The sequence below is a fragment of the Bacillus cereus group sp. MYBK222-1 genome, from assembly GCF_051916425.1.
Taxonomy (GTDB): Bacteria; Bacillota; Bacilli; order Bacillales; family Bacillaceae_G; genus Bacillus_A; species Bacillus_A paranthracis.
In genome coordinates this window covers 145,039-166,656 of the sequence record NZ_JBQAGP010000008.1, presented here as the reverse complement: position 1 = coordinate 166,656, position 21,618 = coordinate 145,039, and the positions used below count along the sequence as shown (strand labels likewise).

Here is a 21,618-nt window from a genome sequence, read left to right as displayed (position 1 = left end):
AAAGCCAACGTTCAGTGCATAACCGAAAATCATCTCCGAGAAGTAGAACCGAATGTTATAGTAAGTTCTTACCGGCTGTCCCCCGTTACAAGGAACACGTATCATGTTGTACGTTGTAAAGCCGTATACATATAGACTCATTTCTACATGTATAAATTAGGGTGGTATCGCGGGTAAATATAACTCGTCCCTTTCTTTAGGGACGAGTTTTTTGTGTTCTTACAAATGAATGTAAAAAAGGAGGAAAAACAATGAACACTGTATCAAAAAAACATATTTTTTTCACGGGTCTTATGCTATTTTCTTTATTTTTTGGGGCAGGTAATTTAATTTTCCCTCCCATGCTTGGACAAAATGCAGGTGAAAACTTTTGGCCGGCAATGATTGGATTTTTACTAACAGGAGTCGGTTTACCACTACTAACTGTTATCGCAATTTCTCTATCAGGAAATGGTATGCAACAACTTGCAAGTCATGTTCACCCATTATTCGGAATATTCTTTACGGTAGTTGTATACATTGCCATTGGTCCTTCTATGGGTATTCCACGCGTTGCAAATGTCGCTTATGAAATGGGTGTAAGTTCTTTCTTACCAGAAACAATCCGTTCTAGCAGCCTAGTGCTATTTGTATATACAATCATATTCTTTGCTATCGTATATTGGCTGAGCTTGAATCCATCTAAACTTGTAGATCGCATTGGAAATATATTAACACCTATTTTATTACTCTCTATTTTCTTATTGTTTGTTAAAAGTGTATTTACACCACTCGGGCAATCAGGACCAGCGATGCAAGAGTATCAAACTTCCCCGATCTTCAAAGGATTTATGGAAGGATACTTAACGATGGATACCATTTCAGCACTTGCATTTGGAATTATCGTTGTAAATGCTATTCGCTCTAAAGGTGTGAATGATCGTAAATCCATTGCCATCGCAACAGCAAAAGCAGGACTTATTGCCGCTACTGGTCTCGTACTTGTATATGGTGCGCTTGGCTGGCTCGGTACAACTAGCGTCTCGCTCGGATATGCAAAGAATGGTGGACAATTACTTACTGTTATCGTACAACAATTATTCGGTCCATACGGCTTACTTCTACTAGCTCTAATCGTTACACTCGCTTGCTTAACGACATGTGTTGGACTCGTATCTGCATGTAGTCAATATTTCTCAACATTATTGACTAAATTTTCATACAAAACATTCGCAAGTATCATTTGTGCTTTAGGGTTACTAGTTGCTAACTTAGGTTTAACAAAAATCATTGCCATCTCTGTTCCAATTCTACTCGTTGTATATCCAATTGCAATCGTACTTGTTCTACTATCGTTACTTCATAAATATTTTGGTGGATATCGTTCTGTTTATGTAGGTGCTTTAATTGGAGCAGCTATAGTGAGCGTATTTGATGGATTAAAACAAGGAGGTATTTCAGTTTCATTTATCACATCATATTTTGAATTTATCCCTTTATATAATGAAGGCATAGGCTGGCTAGTACCTGCATTAGCTGGAGCTCTTATTGGCCTTGCAATCGCTAAGCTAAGTGGCGCGAAAAAAGTTCCCTTACTAACCGAATCTCGTGAAGTAAAAGCATCCTAAAAAAACTCCCAAAAGGGAGTTTTTTACTTTTGATAAGCAGTATGATTAAAACTGCTTATTTTATACGCTTTCGTATAATAGTCGATATTTGTATCCACTGTTTCTACTTTGACAACATCGTAGCACTCTTCTTGCTTTATTAAAAATAAATAGTACTCTTCTGTCGCCTCAACAATTGCAATTTTATCTGTTTCAACATTATATTGTTCACAAAGCGCTTGTAATGCGTTCACATAATCCCCTAATTTTTTTGATTTATCCATGCCAAATATCGTTTGAACTAGCATATACATTCTCCCCTTTGTATGTACTGTTAACAACTAAATGATAACGCTTACATTTATTAGCGTCAATAAAAAGATTTTGTACAAACTAATAACCAGTGGGGACCACCCCACTGGTTAAAATTTCACTTTCTCATTTCGTCAATTGATGTCGAAACGCATAAATAACTGCCTGTGTGCGGTCACTTACATTTAGCTTATTTAATATATTGCTCACATGTGTCTTTACTGTTTTGAGGGCAATAAACAACTCGTCTGCAATCTCTTGATTACTTTTCCCCTCTGCAATTAATAACAAAATTTCAGACTCTCTTTCTGTTAACTCCTCATGCAAAGGTTGTTCTTTCTTCTGACGCATACGAGACATCATTTTACCAGTAACTTTCGGCTCTAATACCGTTTCTCCATCATAAGTAGCTCGTACAGCGTCTGCTATATCACTCGCTCTTGATGTTTTTAATAAATAACTTGTCGCTCCGGCCTCAATAACAGGATACAATTTCTCATCATCTAAAAAGCTCGTTACAACTACAATTTTTGCTTCTGGCCATTCTTGAATAATAGCACGTGTTGCTTCAACACCATCCATCTCATCCATGACAAGGTCCATCAAAATAATATCCGGCCTTAATTGCAAAGCTAACTCTGAACCTTTTCTTCCATTTTCAGCTTCTCCAACTACTTCAATATCTGGCTGCGTTGATAAATATGCTGATACACCCATTCGAACCATTTCATGATCATCCACTAGTAATACTTTAATCATGATTCTCCCCCTCTCTCAATCATAATCGGTACTTTTACTTCTATTTGTGTACCTTTATTTGGAAAACTAAGTACCTTTAATGTCCCACCAATTTCATGAACACGCTCTTGTATTGACCTTAATCCGTAAGAACCAGCCTTATTCACTCCTACTTTAAAACCTACACCATCATCAATAATTTTCAATATTGCATATTGATCAATTTTTCGAAGACGCACTTCTGTTTTCTTTGCCTTCGCATGACGTAAAGTGTTAGATAGCGCCTCTTGTACAATGCGGAATAAGTGATCTTCTACACCTTTTTTTAATTGAATCGGTTCAATTAACCATTCAATTTTCATATGTTGCTTTCTAGATAGTTCTGTTAATAATTCTTCTATACCTTCTGTTAGTTTCTTACCTTCTAACTGTACTGGGCGTAAATGAAGAAGCAATGCTCTCATCTCTGATTGTGCATTTACAACCATATTTTCAACAAGTTGCAACTGCTTTTTCGTCGTTTCTGGAAATTCAGCTACTTGTTCATTAATAGCCGACATCATCATCGACATTGCAAAAAGCTGCTGACTTACAGAATCATGCAGCTCCCTCGCCAATCGATGCCTTTCTTGGGAAATCGCTTCTTGTCTCATCTCTTCATTCCAATGAGCTCGTTCATTCGTTACTTTTTGAAAGAGTCCAGCTTGCTCCTCTAATCGACGAGCCAGACCGATTACTTTTCGTTCCACTTCATGAAATTCATCATCTGCAGTAAACGAAACATCGCTTGGAAAATTCCCTCGCTCCACTTCAAATAGAAACGTATTTAACCCTTGTATACGCTGCTCTATATAGTAACCGATTGCATATCCTACAATTCCCCCGATAAGTAAACTTGTAGTCATAATAAACAAGCCAATTGGAACAGAAGCGATGGATTCCTTCCATAATAAATCATATACTTGTTGCTCACTTTTCCATACATATACAATTGTACAAATGAGTGCGATACTAACTGAGGACAACATAGAATAACGAATATACATCCACGAAATATTTTTTTGTTTCTTCATTATACTTTCCTCACTTCCGTATCGCCTACGACAAGCGAAGAAATAATTTTAATACGACGAGGAGCCTCTTTATACTGCTCTGTTCTAAATGTAACATTGCGGTTAAACCCTGTCTCCTCATGACCTGGCAAGAGCACACGTCCGACAATAACAGAATGATTTAAAGACAGTTCAATATCATATGGCACATATAAACGAATATTACCAACGACACCCCGAATAACAATTACCGTTTCTCCTTCTGGAATCATGGCAGTTGTTAAATCTATTTCCACATCACAAGCACCATATTGAACATTTATATCCTCAAGTTCATAAATATGATCCATCATTCGTACATTGCCTACAAACATATTTTTCAAATATGGTTCTGTACGATATATTTGCTTCTCTTCGTCTATAATCCCTTTTTCTTTAATTTCAACCTTCATTGCCTTTTGCTTATGTCCTTGTTGAATCAATTGATAACCAATTAAAGCTAAACAAGCAAATACGACAAGAACAAATGCTGCTGATGAAAATAAGAAGAATAAAAATACGATACCACCAATAAATAAAAATACATTTCCCCGTACATAACGATTCTTTTTACGATAATGTCTTCCAAACATAAGCATAATAAATGCAAAAATGAGACCACCTGGTTCAAAATGTCCAAGTATCATATCAAGAAAAAGACCGAATCCAAATATGATGAGGAGCATCCCCATTAATTGTGTCTTTGAAAAATGTTTCTTCATTTCAGCTCCCCCCTTCTTGTCACATATACATAGAAGAAAAGGCATTGCTTTCCAACACCTTTTCTCCTATCACTATATCATAAGCCTGTTTTATAATATACTACTATTATTTTGTTAACTCTTTCGTTAACGATACATCATTCTTTTCTTTCATTTCACGCTCAAGCTTTGCAATCTTCATATCAAATGTATCACGTTCATGCTCCTCATTCATACGAGTTTCTAAGTCGCGAATATGATCTTCAATTTCTTCAAAGCGTAAGAATGGATTATTTTCATCCATTTTATGCATCGCAGTATTCATACGACGATTTGCATGTGCCATATTTTCACGTGCCATTAATTCCATACGTTTTGCGTGCATTTCTTTTAATTTATTTTTCATTTCAGAAAGACGACGCTCTAACTCATCAATTTGTTCTACAACACCTGTATACATTTCTTCTAATCGAGTTACTTGCCCTTCATAATAAGCTACTTCTTCTAATGCACGCTCATGTAGTTGTAATTCGCCTGCTTCTTGAGCGATGATCGCTTGCTTAGATCTTTTATTCACGAAATAACGTGCTTGCTCAAGCTCACGGGCAAAGTTAGATTTTAATGTTTTATGACGCTGAATTAACTTCTCAATTTTTGTTATTTCACGCTCACTATCACGTAAATATTGGTTTAACATAGCAATTGGATTTTTTCTTTCTTTCTCATCTAACACATTATGAAAATCTGCTAAAATTGCATCGCGTACACGTCCGAATAAAGATTGTTTCATTATAATCTTCCTCTCTTCTACTTTATAAATTTGATTGATTTTATATTAGTTTTTCATTAACTTGTTCCACTCATCTTCAAAGTTGCTATATGGTTTAGAACTTTCTGGAGCAGAATCAACAACTACATCTTTTTCTTTTTTCCACTCACGGTATCCGTAGTATAAAACTACTAATGCTGCAATACCAATTAATGCTGGGGAATGAGAAAGGGCGATGGACAAGCCGATCAAACCAACAATACCCCAAGCTAACTTTCCAAAAAATGATTGTGCTCGCACAAATGATTTATAGCTCCAGTACACAACTCCTGCTCCGATTGCGAATCCTACAATACCAGCAAGACTACCAAGAGCAATTAAAGCTAAAATACCAGCCGCGATAAACGTTAGAAATTGTTTCATCTTGTGCTTGCCTCCCTTCGATTTGATACTCTTATCTTAACTATTTTTTCTTTTTTCCATAACGAGCTTAAGAACCGTTTTTAACTCAGACTTAAGACCGAGTTGCATTCAGCCTTTTGTAAAAACATACGGTAGCATGGGATCATTCACTCTTTTCCCGCACATAAAAAGCCGTACAGAGAACATTCTCTGTACGGCTTTCGTTACTTTTCATACACTTCATTTTCATTATGCTGTTTTATGATACTCTTTCTTTTCCGCTACTTTAGAAAACCTCGGGAAACCAATTAATATAGAAATGATTCCACATACTCCAACTAAGATTGGATAAAACGCATATGGTAACAGTTCAATTGGAGATAACGCCGCAAATCCTGCTGCTGTTAACATTTGCGCACCATACGGAATTAACCCTTGCACACAGCACGAGAAAAGATCTAATACACTCGCTGATTTACGAGGATCAATTTCATATTGATCTGCAATGTTTTTCGCAAGCGGACCTGTAAATATAATAGAAATTGTATTATTCGCTGTACACATATTCGTCATACCTACTAAACCAGCTATACCGAACTCTGCTCCTTTTTTTGAACGAATGTTACGCGTTAAAATATTCATTAAATATTGAATGCCACCATTATATTGAATCAATTCGACCATACCGCCAATTAAAATAGCGAGTAATACTAACTCCATCATACCGCCCATTCCAGTCGTTACACTTTTAAAGAAACTCTCTAACGTATAACTTCCATCTAAAAGACCGATAACCCCAGATAGTACAGTTCCACCAGTTAACACGATAAGTACATTCCAACCAAGTAGCGCTGTAATAAGTACTCCTGCATACGGTAAAATCTTTATCCAGTCAAAGCTATGCGTTTTAATCTGCGTATCACTTCCTAAAGTAATGATTACTAATAGTACGATTGTAATAATAGCCGCTGGTAATACAATTAAAAAGTTCGTTTTAAACTTATCTTTCATTTCTGTTCCTTGTGAACGTACAGCTGCGATTGTTGTATCTGAAATAAATGATAAATTATCACCAAACATCGCTCCGCCAACAACAGTAGCCATCGTAAGTGCAATTGAGATATCAGTTTGCCCACTAATACCTACAGCAATTGGTGCTAATGCAGCAATTGTTCCCATTGAAGTTCCCATCGCTAATGAAATAAATGCTCCTATAACGAAAATGCCAGCTACGATAAATCCTTGTGGTAAAATTGATAGCGCTAAGTTAACTGTAGAATCAACGCCACCCATCCCTTTTGCTGTTTCAGAAAATGCTCCTGCCAGTACAAAAATTAGAACCATAATCATAATGTCTGGGTTCCCTGCACCTTTAGCAAATCGTTCCACTTTTACATGAAAACTTTCTTTACGATTCATTGCTAAAGCGACTCCTACAGCAATTGAAATTGCTACAAGTATCGGCAATTTATAGAAATCACCTGTAATAATTCCAGAACCAATAAATAGCGCCAAAAATATCCCAAGTGGTAATAATGCCAAACCATTTCCTCTCGTTTCTTTCAAAGTACCATCTCTCCCTAGTTTCAACCTTTTTCTAATGAATAACAAAAGACCTCTTCCAACGAGAAGAGGTCTTATACATCTATAAGAAACGCTCTTCTCATCTTTCAAGCATATGCTTGCTGGATTTGGCACAGCACTCTGAAATCGAGTCCGCTGCCGAGGCATCGTAGGGCCAGTCCCTCCGCCTCTCTTTATAAGAAGGTTTCATATTTATTTTTTAATAATAATTTCTTCCCTAACTTTACTCGCTTACAAAACAAAAGTCAATTATTTTTTGTATAGATTTTTTTGGTAATTATACAAAAATTTGAATACAATAATCATTTTAACTTTTTGATTTCTTCTTCCAATATTGAAATCCAATAAAATTCATTATTTTTTATTGCAGCTATAATCCACTTTGTAGTGTACCAAGCTAACTCATACTCTTCTTTTGTAACATCGCCACTTTTATAAGCATCCTCTAACTCATCTTCATCCAATACATAGATTTTACCATTCGGTAATAATACTACATCTAAATATAAATCATCAAAATACGGTAAACCACGCTCGTCTATTTCATAGTCTTTCGCCACATCGATATAATATTGCACTAATTCCTTTTGATCATCTAACATAGCGGTAATCGCAAAGTTTTTCTCGTCTATGAAATATTGAATCCACGTATACTGATTGCCAGCAATACATAGCTCTTTACCGTCATATTCTTTACAACTAGGTTCTCTCACCTTTTTTATTTCCAGTATTCCTAGCATTCCTTCTTCTATTTGCTTAACAGTATAATCCTTCTCTAGTAGTCGCTTCCACGAAGAACCGTCACCATATTTACGTTTCATTACGTCTGCTCCCCTTCTATATAGAAAAGCCCCCACATATTATGTGAGAGCTTGTTCAAATTATAATTAAGCTGCTTGCTTATTAGAAATTTCTTTCAAGTAGGCTTGTCCTTTTTCAGCGTCATATTGACCTTCCCATTTAGACATAACTACAGCTGCTAAAGAGTTACCTACAACGTTAACTGCTGTACGAGCCATATCTAGAATACGGTCAATACCTGCAATAAACGCTAAACCTTCAGGTGGAATACCTACTGTACCAAGTGTCGCTAATAATACAACGAACGATACGCCTGGTACACCTGCGATACCTTTTGATGTAACCATTAATACAAGCAATAATGTAATTTGTTGTGTAATGGATAAATCAATACCGTACATTTGCGCTAAGAAAATAGCCGCAATTGCTTGATATAAAGTTGATCCATCTAAGTTAAATGAATAACCTGTCGGAATAACGAAAGATGTAATTGCTTTCGGACAACCGAACTTCTCCATCTTCTCCATGATTTTCGGTAAAACTGTTTCTGAACTCGCTGTAGAATATGCTAAGATCAGCTCGTCTTTTAAAATCTTAAAGAATTGGAAAATGTTAATTCCAAATATTTTCGCTGTAAGTCCTAAGACAACTACAACGAAGAAAATCATTGCCCCGTATACTACAATTAATAATTTCCCTAATGGAATTAACGAAGCAAGACCAAATGTAGAAACTGTAACTCCAATTAGTGCAAACACACCAAATGGTGCAAATTTCATAACTTGATTTGTTACGTAAAACATCGCATCAGCTACACCTTGGAAAAATTGAAGAACCGGTCTTCCTCTTTCACCAATTGCTGCTACACCTAAACCAAATAATACAGAGAAGAAGATAATAGCAAGCATATCTCCGTCAGCTAATGACTTTACAATGTTTGTTGGAACAATATTTACAAATGTATCTGCAAACGAATGACTTTGTACTTGCTCTGTCGTATGTGTATATTTTGAAATATCTGTCTTTGTTAACTGCTCCATATTTACGCCTTTTCCTGGTTGGAAAATATTCGCAATTAATAGACCGACAATAATTGCAATTGTTGTAATAATTTCAAAGTAAATAATTGTTTTTCCGCCTAGTCGACCTAATTTTTTAACATCGCCAACACCAGCAACCCCAACAACAATACTTGCTACAACAATCGGTACTACAATCATTTTAATTAGTCGGATGAAAATATCACCAATTGGTTGTAAGTAACTCACCACTGCTGGATTGCCAAAGAAAATCGCACCAACCGCAATACCAAGCACAAGTCCTATTAATATTTGCCATGCAAGTCCTATTCTTTTCATATTTGTTGTAACCCCCTCTTCGATGTGTCACTCTACCTCTCATTCTATATCTATAAAACTTGAAATTAAGAGTATTACATATTATTCGACAATTCACTACATTTTGTCCCTGTTAAAAATCATAAATCAAAATTTAAAATCTGACAACAAAATAAGTTTGCCCGAACGCAAATAATTTTCTTGACAAAAATAAAACCCATGTCAGAAAACCTAACATGAGAACGATTCCTTACTAGTATTTTATTGAGTTTCCAAATTAAATTTCACTACATAAAATAGACCTATTTATTCCTTTATTTAACAAAACGTAATCCAGAACACACCTTTGTTACACAAATTAAGAAAGAGAATCACCATTACAATTACCGTAAAAAAATGATAAATTCCGACAAAACTTAGTAATTTTATAAAATTTTCTTTACATTATGGTTACAACGATAGACACTCTTCTTCTTATGATATATAACATTCATAGGGAAAGGAGCCAGACAACCATGAAAAAGAAATTTGTAGCGTTCAGCGTTTTAGCAGCAGGAACGATTTTTGCTTCCCCGTTACTTTCACCCGCATACGCTGAAACGAATCAAGATAAATTATCTAATATTCAATCTGAATTAGAAGGAAAACAAAATGACTTACAAAATAAATCAGCCGAGAAAGAACAAATAGAAAAAGAAATTCAAGAATTACAAAAGAAAATCGACGATTTAACTACTTCTATTAATAAAAACGAAGCTGAATTAAACGATACAAAAAAAGAAATTAGTAAGACACAACAAGTAATTACTGAAAAAAAGAAACATATAGAGCAATTACAAACAAACATAGATACGCGTCAGGAAGTTATTAAGCAACGACTGCAATCTATGCAAGAAAAACCTCGCACAAATATCATTACGGAAGTATTAACAAATTCTGCAAACATTGCTGATCTTGTTGATAATATGTACTCTGTCAGTTTAATTTTAAATAATGATACTGATATTGTGAAAAAACAAACAAATGACCAAGATGCTGTGACGAAAGAAAAAGAGGCTGTTGAGAAAAAAGAGCAACAACTGAAAGAATCCGAGCAAAAATTAGAACAAAAACAACAAGAATTACAAAACAACCAACAACAGCAACAAACTCTTATTAGCGATCTACATACGAAAGTAGCAAAAGTAGATTCAGAGATTGAAGGATTAGAAGAATCTAAAGGCATTTTAGAAAATCAGCGTCAAGCTGTTCAAAAGGCAATTGAAGAAGAAAAACGCGCAGAAGAAGCTCGTAAAGCTGAGGAAGCTCGCAAGGCGGAAGAAGCTCGTAAACAAGCTGCTACATCTGCTCAAACAGCTCAAGCGGCCCCAACACCACACGATACAAACATCGGAGGATTTATTAAACCAGCAGCTGGATCAAAAACTTCTGGTTTTGGCGTACGCTCTATAGATAACCATAAAGGAATCGATATCGCTGCTTCAGGAACTGTTCCAATTATTGCCGCTGCAGATGGCGTTGTTATTCGCTCAGAATTATCATCTAGTTACGGAAATGTTGTGTACTTATCTCACCGTATTAACGGAAAAACATATACAACAGTATATGCTCATATGAGTAGCCGTTCTGTATCAAATGGACAAACTGTAAAACAAGGAACTCAACTTGGATTTATGGGGAATACTGGCCAATCATACGGACAACATTTACACTTCGAACTTCATCTGGGAGAATGGAATGTCGGCAAGACAAACGCAGTTGATCCATCTCCTTATATAGGATTATAAAAAAAACTCGGTGCATACCGAGTTCTTTTATTTCCACTTCACACACTATAGGCATTCTACATAGACTATAACTAAATGCCTATAGTTTACGGGGTGAATTATATGAATACACAATTACAGCAAGAAATACAAGAAGCTAGAGAGACTTTTATTGGCCGGATATTTACATTTGGTGGCTCAGTTTTATTTTTAATCGGATCATTCCTCGCAGTCATCACAGCCTACAAAGCATATAATCGCTTACTAAATACACCTACAACATAATAAAAAGACGGAGATTTCTCCGTCTTTTTATTATGCAAACATTTTAAATACACCTATCACATTTAAAAATACAATAATTACAGTTACTGGAATAACATAACGAAGTAAGAAGAACCAAATATTAAATAATGTTTTCCCTTTCGTTTCCGTAACTTCTAATTCTTTCATTAACATTTCTTTACTCATTTTATTTGGTACGAATAGCGAAATAGCTAGTACCCCTAACGGCAGCAATACGTTACTTACTGAGAAGTCGACTAAGTCAAAGAATGTTTTCCCAAATATTTTCACATCACTCATAATACCAAACGATAACGCTGACGGAATTCCAACCGCAAAAATTAGAATACCAATTAATAATGATGCTGACGGACGCTTTTTCTCATTATCTTTCGCAACAGATGCTACTACAATTTCAAGCATGGAAATCGCAGATGTTAGCGTTGCAAAGAAGAATAACACCAAAAACATAATGAAGAAAAATTGTCCAAATGGTATTTTCGCAAATACCGCTGGAAGGACGATAAATAGTAACCCCGGTCCTTCAGTCGGCTTAACACCTAATGCGAAAATCGCTGGAAAAATCGCTAATCCTGCAAGTACTGTAATAAAAACAGTTAAACTTACAATAGATGTTGCTGATTTTGCTAAATGTTCTTCTTTCTTCAAATAAGAACTATACGTGACCATTACCGAGGCCCCAACTGTTAGCGAGAAGAATGATTGTCCCATCGCGTATAAAATCGTATCTGCTGTCAGCTTTGAAAAATCTGGTTTTAAGAAGAACTCTACCCCAGCAAAAGCACCATCCAGTGTTAACGCACGAACAATAATTGCAATAAACAAAATAAATAATAGCGGCATCATATACTTACTTGCTTTTTCTATCCCTTTCTCTACACCTTTACTTACAACAAAAATCGTACAAAGCATAAAGACAAATTGCGCTCCAATCGCGCTTACTGGATTTGAAATCGTCTCACCGAATAATTGCCCATAATCAGTCACTCCATTCCAGAAACTTCCTGTCACACTATAGTATAAGTAAAGTAAAATCCATCCACCTACAACACTATAAAAAGATAGTACACTAAAACAAGTAACAACTCCCATACGACCAATCCAAGGATATAACTTGCTATTTGGCACCAATACTTTATACGCTGTAACTGCCTCTTTTTGCGTACTACGTCCAATAACAAATTCAGCTAAAAGGAGTGGCATACCTATAAATAAAGTTAATAGTAAAAATACAAGGAAGAATGCGCCTCCCCCGCCATTACCTGCAACATATGGAAATTTCCATATTGCACCAAGACCTACTGCGGCTCCGGCTGCTGCGAGTACAAAGCCTATTTTCGACGTCCATTGCTGTGTTTCTTTCATCATAAATTCCCCTTTTCTGAATATTTAAACTTTTATCAATTATACACTTTCATTTCATACTCGCACACCTCCTTTAGAAAATAAAAAAGTCCCCTACACGCAAATATGCATGTAGAGGACGATATATGTAATGTTAATACCGTGGTACCACCTCAATTGGATTGATAAATCCCACTTGTTCAAGTACAGGAAAAACTCCGATACTCTATCCTTTTAACGGCGGAACCCGGGTTGCCTACTACAATGTTCAACATACCTCTCGCAAGCCCATTCTGTATATCTTATCGTACCGGGCTCACACCTTACCCCAGCTCTCTGAACGTATCAAATATACATACTCTTCTTGCTCATCGATTTCATCTATTGAAGTTACTTGTGATTATAAATTATATTTTTATAGTTGTAAAGTACAATTTACTCATTATCCTATATGAACTCTTCTCTCTAATTCTTGTAAAAACAATTCTCTTTTTTGTTCATTTTGAACATATATCGACTTCAATACCTCTTGCAACAATATATTTTTCTCTCTTTTCTCTATTTGTAATTCTTTCACCTTTATTCTAACTTCGTATAAAAAATCAAGATACGATTCATACGTCTCATCATATTTATTTGCGATATCATCTCGAATTTTTTTTGCAAGTTTTGGGCTCGCTCCGCCAGTAGAAACAGCCACATTCAGTAATCCACGATGAATCGCTGCCGGAAAATGAACATTACCACTTTCCGGATTCGTAATAACATTTACTAATTGATTCTCTGCGACATCTTCAGCAATTTGTTCATTCAATACAGCATCACTACTCGCTGCAACAACTAAAAAGGCGTCTTTAATATCACTTTTTTCATACTCCCTTTGATACCAACGAATTTTCTTTTCTTCTACAAGTTTCACTAAATTTGCATCCAATTCAGGACTTACCACGACTATATCTGCACCTTGTTTGAGTAAAGGAATAATTTTGAATCCCGCGACTTTCCCTCCACCAATGACAACAACACGTTTCTTCTCAACTCGCACTGTAAGTGGATACATATTGATCTCCCTTCAATAATTTCTTCGTTTTCTGAATTAACATATACTGAAACGCTTCATTCTTCCCTAAATATGGACTTATTTTTATCTCATCTAGCTCATATTGGCGTACTTCTTTTTCAATATGCTTCATAAGCAAACCTGTAAATAACAAGTAAGGCAGTACAACGATATTCTTTTCTTTTCGTTCTACAACTTCCTTTAACTTCTCCTCAAATTTCGGCTCGGCAGCTGCTAAATAACAAACTTCTACTTTTTTAATTTTCTCTTCCGTTTGAAATAAAGAAGCGATCCAGTTTATATCTTTTAGTACTTCAGGATCACTGCTCCCTCTTGCAACGAGAAGTAACGTCACTTCATTCTTATCTTCCTGTTCAATGCCACTTCCGCTATACACCGATTTAACAAGTGTTTCTGATACACCAAACGGATTACCATAGGTCACTTTAACATTCAAAAATTGATTAGTTAACTTTTCCAATTCAAACGGAATATCTTTTTTCACATGACCTGCCGCTAATAAAAAAACTGGAATAACAATAATCTCTGTAGCACCACGCTTCACACATGTACGGAAGCCTTCATCAATAGTTGGACTCGCTAACTCTAAAAAACAAATTTCTTGAATACTTGCCTCTACACGGTTCATACATGACGTAATAAATGCAACCGCTTCTTCTTTCGCTGCTTTCAAGCGACTTCCATGACATATATATAAGATGGCTTTCATTTTATAACACTCCACTTACTTGATACGTACTTTCTGTCTGTTTCTCAAACCAATGAATTTTTTCTCTAAAACGGACGACTTCTCCAATTACAATCATGCTTGGATTTTGGATTTGTTCTTTTTTCGCAACATCTACAATTGTTCCTAACGTCCCAACAACTGTGCGCTGCATAGATGTCGTTCCCCGCTCAATAATAGCAGCAGGCGTACTTTTATCTTTTCCATGCTTTATCAGTTGCTCACATATGTAGGGTAAATTGCTAACCCCCATATATACAGCTAAAGTCTCTACACCTTTCGCTAAATTTTCCCACTTCACTTCCTCTTCAGCATCTTCTTTTCTATGCCCTGTCACAATAGCAAAACTTGCACTTGCATCACGATGTGTCACTGGGATACCCGCATAAGCAGGTGCAGCTATTCCAGCTGAAATACCAGGAACAATTTCAAACGGTACACCTTGCTTTGCTAACGCTTCGGCCTCTTCTCCCCCTCTACCAAATACAAATGGATCCCCACCTTTTAGCCTCGTTACAATTTTTCCTTTTTTCGCATATTTGATAAGAAACGTGTTAATTGTCTCTTGCTTCATCGTGTGATAATTTGGTAGTTTTCCGCAATAAATTAAATCCGCTTCAGGCTTTGCATAAGAAAGCAATTCTTTATTCACGAGACGGTCGTATAAAATAACATCTGCTTTCTCAATGCATTTCAATCCTTTTACAGTAATTAAATCTGGATCACCAGGGCCCGCTCCAACGATATATACTTTTCCCATCATCTCTCCTCATTTCTACTATTAAAGTGAAACTTCCATCCTTATATAGGAATGGAAGTTTTCATTTCTTCATATTTCAATGTTCCTTACTCATGAATAACAAAGGCTGCGCTTTTTCGAATCTTCTTTTTTTCAAATAAAGCAATCTCCTTTACTTCTGGTAACGGTAAAAAATGTTTTTCAAGTTCAATCTCCGCCATCTTAAATGCCTTTTCTTCACTTTCAGCAACAACAACAATTGGAACAATACTATTCTCTAATACAGCTTCAAATCGATATAAATCCATATTGTCCCTCCTAAGACGCTATTACTTCTTCTAACACGTTATTTAACGCTGTTTGTAATGTCTCTACACCAACACGGCCTACAAAATCATAAAACGTTTCAGCTGGTAATTTATTTTCTTTGAAATAACTTATAAATGATGCGAGTACATCAGGTAGATCCTCGCCATCTATTTTTCCTTTTAACTTTTGATTATAAGCACCACCATCTAACAACGTTCCACCTACATATATTTCAAAGGCTTCAACAATTCCTTTTTCCTTCGTTTTCATTTTTACACCTTGTAATCCAATGTCAGCAATTTGACGTTGACCACATGAATTCGGGCATCCTACCATATGAATACGAATCGGAACATCGAGTGCAATTTGCGTATCTAAGTATTCGGCAATTTTTCGTAATCTTTCTTTCGTTTCTACTAAAGCAAGATTGCAATATTCAATACCAGTACAAGAAACCGCGTGACCAATAAACGATTTCGGATTTGCTGATATCGCTTCAAACAACGGCTCATTTAGCAAGCCAGTTACATTTTCTGGCGGAACATTCGGAATAATGAAGTTTTGTGAATTACATGTACGAATTTGTCCATTTCCATATTGTTTAGCAATTCTTGCAATCTCAAACATTTCTTCTGCATGTAGGCGTCCTACCGGCACATTAAAACCTACATATTTTAGTCCCTCTTGTTTTTGGTCTTGGACACCATAAAAGTATCCCGCATTCCAGCCTTTAAGAGCACTTTCTCCTTTACTTTGTAATGGTCCTGTATATTCTATTAGTTTCTCTTTAAACTTCTCTGCTCCCCAGTCTGCAACAAGAAATTTCAAACGAGCTAAATGACGTTTTTCACGATATCCAAAATCACGGAATATCGTAGCAATTGCAATCGCTACCGCTTTGACTTCTTCTGGCAAAACGAATACATCTAATTCATCAGCTAAATATGGACGAGCCGATAACCCACCGCCTACTTTTATATGAAAACCAACTTTTTTCTCACCATCTATTTCTTTCGTAGCAGGTGTAAATGCAACACAGTTAATCTCTGCGTTTGCTGCGTTATAAATGTTAGAACTAATAGACATTTTAAATTTACGTGGTAAGTTAGAAAACTCTTCATTATGTTGGAAGTAGTCATATACCTCTTTCACAATATGCGTTGTATCAAATAATTCATTTGCATCAATGCCAGCAAGTGGATTTCCCGTAATATTACGCGTTATATCACCACACGCCCCAGCTGAAGATAACCCAACTCTTGCTAACCTTTTAAAAATATCTGGAATTTGATGAATTTCTAACCAATGAAACTGAATCGCCTGTCTTGTCGTAATATCGATTACGTCACGTCCATAATCCTCAGCGATAGAAGCAAGCACTTCTGCCTGTGCATTCGTAATAATTCCAGAAGGAATATTTACGCGCATCATAAAATAACCCGCTTCTTTCGGTCTTTGCAAATACAACCCTGCCCATTTGAATGCGTCCCACTCTTCTTTCGGAATAGATTCGAAGCCATTCTCTGCATAGTAAGGAATATCATTAAAGATTTCCAATCCATCTTTTTTTAATTTATTTTTCTCAGTTTGATTTAATTTTTCATTGTTAGCCCATACTTTTTCATAACTCATTTTTTATCCCCCTATATAAAACTACGCTCTTGTAAGTATTTCACGATTTGTTCTGCACATTCTTCAATAGAATACTTATTCGTTTCTACAATTAATTCCGCTTTTTCTGGTTCCTCATACGGTGAATCGATACCTGTAAAGTCTTTAATATCACCTTTTCTTGCTTTTTTATAAAGCCCTTTCGGATCACGTTTCTCACACTCTTCAATTGGACATTTTACAAACACTTCTATAAATTCATCTGCAGCTAATAGATCTCTAACTTGTTTTCGGTCTACTCGAAACGGTGAAATAAACGCTGTAAGAACAACAGTCCCTTGATCTACAAATAACTTCGCCACTTCGCCAATCCGTCTTATATTTTCCATACGATCACTTTCAGAAAAGCCTAAGTCTTTATTTAAACCGTGGCGTATATTATCTCCATCAAGTACATAGTTTCCAATATTCTTTTCAAATAGTTTACGAGCAACCGCGTTCGCTACTGTAGATTTACCCGAAGCTGATAAACCAGTAAACCAAATTACAAAACTATGATGCCCATTCTTCACTCTTCTCTCATCTTTTGAAACAGAAGTTGTATGCCAAGTAATATTCGTATCCATCTCATTCTCTCCCTATTCTGTTACTACTTCTTTTTTCAAACCTTTAATTAGTACCTCTACTACCTCTTTACGACTAAATGTACTTGGCGGAATCTCACCGTTTCTTAATAGTTCTCTTACTTTCGTACCCGATAAAATAACATGATCTTCTTTTCCGTGCGGGCATGTTTTTGTCGAAGCCATCGCTTCACATTTCGTACAGTAAAAACTATGTTCAAAAAATAACGGTGTAATCCCTAACTCTTCCACTGTAAAGTTTGTAAAAATTTCTTGTGCTTCATAAGTTCCGTAATAATCTCCTACCCCAGCATGATCGCGCCCTACGATAAAGTGGGTACATCCAAAATTCTTTCTAACTAACGCATGGAATATTGCTTCCCTCGGTCCTGCGTAACGCATTGCCGCAGGAAATACACTTAAAAAGACACGATCTTTCGGATAATAGTTTTGAAGTAATACTTCATAGCTTTCCATCCTTACATCAGCTGGAATATCATCCGACTTCGTTTCCCCAACGAGTGGATTTAAAAAGAGTCCATCTACAATTTCAAGGGCAGATTTTTGAATGTATTCATGGGCACGATGCACCGGGTTCCTCGTTTGAAATCCTACTACTGTTTTCCAACCACGTTTTTTAAATTCTTCTCTCGTTTCAATTGGGTCTAAATGATAAGCAGGAAACGGATTATTTCCAAAGCGTTTCGTAAGAACAATAGCCCCACCGACATAAACGTTCGGTCGTTCATATAATTTTTTCACTCCCGGATGAGCCTCATCCGTCGTTTTATATACTAGTAACGCTTCTTTTTCCTTATCAGGCACAAAAATATCTTCTATTTGAATGACACCATATACATTTCCACCGTTAACAAGTTTTACTTCCTCTCCAACTTTTAGCGTCTCTGCTACTTCTTCTGTTACTGGTAATGTAATGGGTATACTCCAAATGCTCCCATTAGCTAAACGAAGCGTTTCTACAACCGAATCATAATCTTTCTTTCCTAAAAAACCAGTAAGCGGGCTATATCCCCCTGTCGCTAATAGTTCTAAATCACTTAACGCAATGTTATCTAGCCCAATTTCTTTTTCAATTTGTAATACGTCATATGTCTCGTCTACACGGTTTACTAATTCGTTTACTGTACTCATGTTCTATATCCCCTCTTAGTTTTATTTCAAGATTCATCTTATTGATAATGAAGACCACATTCAGTTTTCACTTTCCCAGCCCATCTACCATCTCTTGAATCGCCACCCTCTCCTACAGGCAACGTACACTTCTCACACCCAATACTTGGATATCCAATATCATGTAATGGGTTATACGGCAAGCTATGCTTGTATACATATCGCCATACCTCTTTCCACGTCCAATGAATGAGCGGACAAACTTTAATAGATTGAAAGCGATGATCTTGATTTATAAACTTTGTATGCTTACGCGTTTCTGATTGTTCCCTCCTCAACCCCGAGATCCACGCTTTTTCATTCGCTAATGATTCTTCTAACGGTAAAATTTTCCTAATCTTACAACAAAGATTAGGATTGCTTTCCCATAGCTTGTTACCATGCAATTTGGCTTGTTCATCAAGTGTAAGTTTTGGCTGTTTTTCTATAATATTTAATGAAGGAAATCGTTCCCGCACTTTTTGAATTAATTCATACGTTTCTTGAAAATGTACGTTAGTATCTAAAAAAACAACTTTAGCAGATGGATTTACTTGGTTAATAAGATGCAGCAGTACCATCCCTTCCACTCCGAAGCTACATGCGTATACAATTTCATTTTCATATTCTTTATACGCCCAACTTAATACTGATAGCGCGCCTTTCGTTTCATCTTCTTCTGAAAATGAAACATCATTTTCTTCCCACGTTTCATACGTCAACATGTTTTTTCCCCCTGTAAAAGCAAAAAGACGGTTTTAACCTAATAAAATAGGTTAAAACCGCCTCTAGTTTTTCTAGTCAGCGCTTTTTACTTTAAACGTACTTTTTCACTTTTCTCTAATTGAATGACTTTTCCATCTTGCACAACAATTGTAATTGAACCATATTTCATATCAGCAAGCATCGCTTCAATTTTCTCAGATACTTCCTCAAAATGTTCCCGTACGCTCACGCGAACAGCCCCCCTTTTTATTCATAAAAAAAATCTTTCCCATTTCGAAAAGACTGTTCGGTAATATATTTTACCTTATCTTTCAAAATGGATTCCATTTTGCTGGATTTAGCACCTTGCTTTCTATAAGCAGGTTGCCGAGCTTCGCCGGGCCAGTTCCCTCCGCTTCTCTTGATAAGCTTTGTATTTGTATTTTATCACAATTCTGATTTTTTTCAATCCTAGTTTTCCGATATATTTTAATTATTTTATTTTACAAAAAAGGAATTGCCCATCCGAACAACTCCTTTTTCCTCATTTAAACAAGTTCTTTAATACGTATGCGATCGTTCCCAATAATATTTTCATATGTTTCGCGCTCTACAACAATTTGTGATGTACCGCCTTTCACGAAGACGACAGCTGGTCTACGAATCCGATTATAATTATTCGCCATCGAGTACCCGTATGCCCCTGTACAAGAAATCGCTAGTAAATCGGCAGAGGCAACTTTCGGTAAAGTAATATCCCAAATTAACATATCTCCACTCTCACAGCATTTCCCTGCAATCGAAACAACTTCCTCGTTCTCATCATTCCCTCGATTCGCTAACATCGCTTCATAACGAGCGTTATATAAAGCAGGTCTTAAATTATCAGTCATCCCACCATCCACTGATACATATTTCCGAATACCCGGAATGTCCTTCACAGATCCGACTGTATAAAGTGTCGTTCCAGCATCACCTACAATGCTACGGCCTGGTTCAACCCATATTTCTGGCAATGGATAATTACATAACGTAAATTGTTCTCTCACCGCACTTGTTACAGCTCGCACATACGTCTCAAGAGTTAATGGTGTATCGGACTCTGTGTAGCGTATTCCGAATCCTCCCCCTACATTTAGCACTTTTACTACATAGTTTGTTCGCTCTCTCACTGCTTCTAAAAATTGACGAAGAACTTCAATCGCTCGCACAAAGCCAGCCGTTTCAAATATTTGTGATCCGATATGTGAATGAATTCCTAACACGTTATAATTTGATTTTTGTAAAGCAAGCTCAATTGCCTGCATCGCTTGACCATTTGACACGCCAAATCCAAATTTTGAATCATCTTGACCTGTTGTAATATATTCATGTGTGTGCGCCTCTACTCCGGGCGTTACACGAATTAATATGTTCACAAATTTCCCATGTTGCACTGCTAAATCATGCAAAATTTCTAATTCTAAGAAGTTATCTACGACAAAACAACCAATATTCGCCTGAAGAGCCATCACAATTTCTTCATCTGTTTTGTTATTGCCATGAAAATGAATGCGCGATGCAGGAAATCCTGCTTGTAGTGCAGTATATAATTCTCCTCCTGAAACAACATCTAATGACATATTCTCTTCACGAGCTACTCGGCACATCTCCATGCACAAGAACGCCTTGCTTGCATATGCTACTTGATAAGAGAACCCACTTTCTTTAAAAGCACGATGAAACGCGCGGCACTTTCCTCGAATTGACTCTTCATCGTATACATAAAGTGGTGTTCCATATTGTTTTGCTAGCTGCGTCGTGTCGCACCCTCCAATTTCTAAGTGTCCTTGCCCATTGATTCGGCTTGTGCCGTGTAAATACATTTGAATTCCTCCCTTATTTCCTCTAAAACTCATAACCCCAATCTTCTATTC

23 protein-coding genes, 2 riboswitches and 2 other annotated features (1 of these 27 only partly in view) are annotated in these 21,618 nt (G+C 36.4%); of the genes, 3 read left to right on the top strand and 20 right to left on the bottom strand.

Annotated elements, in window-relative coordinates:
• Nucleotides 1-195: a binding site (T-box leader), on the top strand (it extends 64 nt beyond the left edge of the window).
• A gap of 56 nt (nucleotides 196-251) precedes the next feature.
• Nucleotides 252-1,607 carry a branched-chain amino acid transport system II carrier protein BrnQ3 gene (gene brnQ3 / locus ACTFR9_RS24500; protein ID WP_001099165.1) on the top strand — a complete coding sequence of 452 codons (1,356 nt, stop codon included), beginning with the start codon at nucleotides 252-254 and terminating at the stop codon, nucleotides 1,605-1,607.
• Nucleotides 1,608-1,630: 23 nt separating this feature from the next.
• Here the strand turns inward: brnQ3 and ACTFR9_RS24495 are convergent, their stop codons facing one another.
• The 9 genes from ACTFR9_RS24495 to gltP form a co-directional block, all read right to left on the bottom strand.
• Nucleotides 1,631-1,900 carry a DUF3992 domain-containing protein gene (locus ACTFR9_RS24495; RefSeq protein ID WP_001997062.1) on the bottom strand — a complete coding sequence of 90 codons (270 nt, stop codon included), beginning with the start codon at nucleotides 1,898-1,900 and terminating at the stop codon, nucleotides 1,631-1,633.
• Nucleotides 1,901-2,024: 124 nt separating this feature from the next.
• Nucleotides 2,025-2,657, bottom strand: coding sequence for a response regulator (locus ACTFR9_RS24490; RefSeq protein ID WP_000598709.1), 633 nt, complete (start codon nucleotides 2,655-2,657; stop codon nucleotides 2,025-2,027).
• Nucleotides 2,654-3,709 (bottom strand): sensor histidine kinase, encoded by a 1,056-nt coding sequence (locus tag ACTFR9_RS24485; RefSeq protein ID WP_000744320.1) that lies wholly within the window; start codon nucleotides 3,707-3,709, stop codon nucleotides 2,654-2,656. Before ACTFR9_RS24485 ends, ACTFR9_RS24490 begins: the two co-directional genes overlap by 4 nt.
• Complete coding sequence (liaF, locus tag ACTFR9_RS24480; protein ID WP_000716087.1) at nucleotides 3,709-4,449, bottom strand: cell wall-active antibiotics response protein LiaF; 741 nt, start codon at nucleotides 4,447-4,449, stop codon at nucleotides 3,709-3,711. Before liaF ends, ACTFR9_RS24485 begins: the two co-directional genes overlap by 1 nt.
• 106 nt (nucleotides 4,450-4,555) lie before the next feature.
• Complete coding sequence (locus tag ACTFR9_RS24475) at nucleotides 4,556-5,218, bottom strand: PspA/IM30 family protein (RefSeq protein WP_000814144.1); 663 nt, start codon at nucleotides 5,216-5,218, stop codon at nucleotides 4,556-4,558.
• 45 nt (nucleotides 5,219-5,263) lie between these two features.
• Entirely contained in the window at nucleotides 5,264-5,620 is a 357-nt protein-coding gene (locus ACTFR9_RS24470; protein ID WP_000808814.1) for a lmo0954 family membrane protein, read from the bottom strand.
• Nucleotides 5,621-5,848: 228 nt separating this feature from the next.
• Nucleotides 5,849-7,165: a Na+/H+ antiporter NhaC family protein gene (locus tag ACTFR9_RS24465; RefSeq protein WP_000665478.1), complete on the bottom strand. Its 1,317-nt coding sequence runs from the start codon at nucleotides 7,163-7,165 to the stop codon at nucleotides 5,849-5,851.
• 94 nt (nucleotides 7,166-7,259) lie between these two features.
• A riboswitch (SAM riboswitch) is annotated at nucleotides 7,260-7,365 on the bottom strand.
• Between the two features lie 120 nt (nucleotides 7,366-7,485).
• Nucleotides 7,486-8,004 (bottom strand): DUF402 domain-containing protein, encoded by a 519-nt coding sequence (locus tag ACTFR9_RS24460; protein WP_000824677.1) that lies wholly within the window; start codon nucleotides 8,002-8,004, stop codon nucleotides 7,486-7,488.
• Nucleotides 8,005-8,070: 66 nt separating this feature from the next.
• Nucleotides 8,071-9,342 carry a glutamate/aspartate:proton symporter GltP gene (gene gltP, locus ACTFR9_RS24455; RefSeq protein WP_000821149.1) on the bottom strand — a complete coding sequence of 424 codons (1,272 nt, stop codon included), beginning with the start codon at nucleotides 9,340-9,342 and terminating at the stop codon, nucleotides 8,071-8,073.
• 494 nt (nucleotides 9,343-9,836) lie between these two features.
• On the opposite strand from gltP, the gene ACTFR9_RS24450 reads away from it, so the two are divergent.
• Together ACTFR9_RS24450 and ACTFR9_RS24445 are read left to right on the top strand one after the other, a co-directional pair.
• The gene (locus ACTFR9_RS24450; protein ID WP_000726431.1) at nucleotides 9,837-11,108 is read left to right on the top strand and encodes a murein hydrolase activator EnvC family protein; all 1,272 of its coding nucleotides are present in this window, start codon (nucleotides 9,837-9,839) and stop codon (nucleotides 11,106-11,108) included.
• A gap of 102 nt (nucleotides 11,109-11,210) precedes the next feature.
• Nucleotides 11,211-11,372 (top strand): hypothetical protein, encoded by a 162-nt coding sequence (locus tag ACTFR9_RS24445; RefSeq protein WP_001095993.1) that lies wholly within the window; start codon nucleotides 11,211-11,213, stop codon nucleotides 11,370-11,372.
• A gap of 30 nt (nucleotides 11,373-11,402) precedes the next feature.
• On the opposite strand, the gene ACTFR9_RS24440 is transcribed toward ACTFR9_RS24445, so the two are convergent.
• The 11 genes from ACTFR9_RS24440 to lysA all read right to left on the bottom strand — a co-directional run bounded on the left by ACTFR9_RS24440 (nucleotide 11,403) and on the right by lysA (nucleotide 21,567).
• A complete protein-coding gene (locus tag ACTFR9_RS24440) occupies nucleotides 11,403-12,758 on the bottom strand; it encodes a sodium-dependent transporter (RefSeq protein WP_000665448.1) in 1,356 nt (451 codons plus the stop codon).
• Nucleotides 12,759-12,869: 111 nt separating this feature from the next.
• Nucleotides 12,870-13,118: a binding site (T-box leader), on the bottom strand.
• A gap of 61 nt (nucleotides 13,119-13,179) precedes the next feature.
• Nucleotides 13,180-13,797 (bottom strand): NAD(P)-binding protein, encoded by a 618-nt coding sequence (locus ACTFR9_RS24435; protein ID WP_000283343.1) that lies wholly within the window; start codon nucleotides 13,795-13,797, stop codon nucleotides 13,180-13,182.
• Nucleotides 13,772-14,527: a sirohydrochlorin chelatase gene (locus ACTFR9_RS24430; protein WP_000644366.1), complete on the bottom strand. Its 756-nt coding sequence runs from the start codon at nucleotides 14,525-14,527 to the stop codon at nucleotides 13,772-13,774. The genes ACTFR9_RS24435 and ACTFR9_RS24430 overlap by 26 nt, the downstream gene beginning before the upstream one ends.
• A gap of 1 nt (nucleotide 14,528) precedes the next feature.
• Complete coding sequence (gene cobA, locus ACTFR9_RS24425; RefSeq protein ID WP_000521270.1) at nucleotides 14,529-15,305, bottom strand: uroporphyrinogen-III C-methyltransferase; 777 nt, start codon at nucleotides 15,303-15,305, stop codon at nucleotides 14,529-14,531.
• An 86-nt stretch (nucleotides 15,306-15,391) separates the two neighbouring features.
• Complete coding sequence (locus ACTFR9_RS24420) at nucleotides 15,392-15,592, bottom strand: DUF3906 family protein (protein WP_000366909.1); 201 nt, start codon at nucleotides 15,590-15,592, stop codon at nucleotides 15,392-15,394.
• A gap of 10 nt (nucleotides 15,593-15,602) precedes the next feature.
• A complete protein-coding gene (locus ACTFR9_RS24415; protein ID WP_000119641.1) occupies nucleotides 15,603-17,225 on the bottom strand; it encodes a nitrite/sulfite reductase in 1,623 nt (540 codons plus the stop codon).
• An 11-nt stretch (nucleotides 17,226-17,236) separates the two neighbouring features.
• Nucleotides 17,237-17,830, bottom strand: a complete 594-nt coding sequence (gene cysC / locus ACTFR9_RS24410; RefSeq protein ID WP_000380525.1) for an adenylyl-sulfate kinase — start codon at nucleotides 17,828-17,830, stop codon at nucleotides 17,237-17,239.
• A 12-nt stretch (nucleotides 17,831-17,842) separates the two neighbouring features.
• Nucleotides 17,843-18,979 carry a sulfate adenylyltransferase gene (gene sat, locus ACTFR9_RS24405; protein ID WP_000108786.1) on the bottom strand — a complete coding sequence of 379 codons (1,137 nt, stop codon included), beginning with the start codon at nucleotides 18,977-18,979 and terminating at the stop codon, nucleotides 17,843-17,845.
• A 38-nt stretch (nucleotides 18,980-19,017) separates the two neighbouring features.
• Nucleotides 19,018-19,722, bottom strand: a complete 705-nt coding sequence (gene cysH, locus ACTFR9_RS24400; RefSeq protein WP_000958985.1) for a phosphoadenylyl-sulfate reductase — start codon at nucleotides 19,720-19,722, stop codon at nucleotides 19,018-19,020.
• Nucleotides 19,723-19,808: 86 nt separating this feature from the next.
• The gene (locus tag ACTFR9_RS24395) at nucleotides 19,809-19,952 is read right to left on the bottom strand and encodes a YezD family protein (protein ID WP_000116161.1); all 144 of its coding nucleotides are present in this window, start codon (nucleotides 19,950-19,952) and stop codon (nucleotides 19,809-19,811) included.
• A gap of 72 nt (nucleotides 19,953-20,024) precedes the next feature.
• A riboswitch (SAM riboswitch) is annotated at nucleotides 20,025-20,133 on the bottom strand.
• A 117-nt stretch (nucleotides 20,134-20,250) separates the two neighbouring features.
• The gene (gene lysA / locus ACTFR9_RS24390; protein ID WP_000280639.1) at nucleotides 20,251-21,567 is read right to left on the bottom strand and encodes a diaminopimelate decarboxylase; all 1,317 of its coding nucleotides are present in this window, start codon (nucleotides 21,565-21,567) and stop codon (nucleotides 20,251-20,253) included.
• Nucleotides 21,568-21,618: the final 51 nt, after the last annotated feature.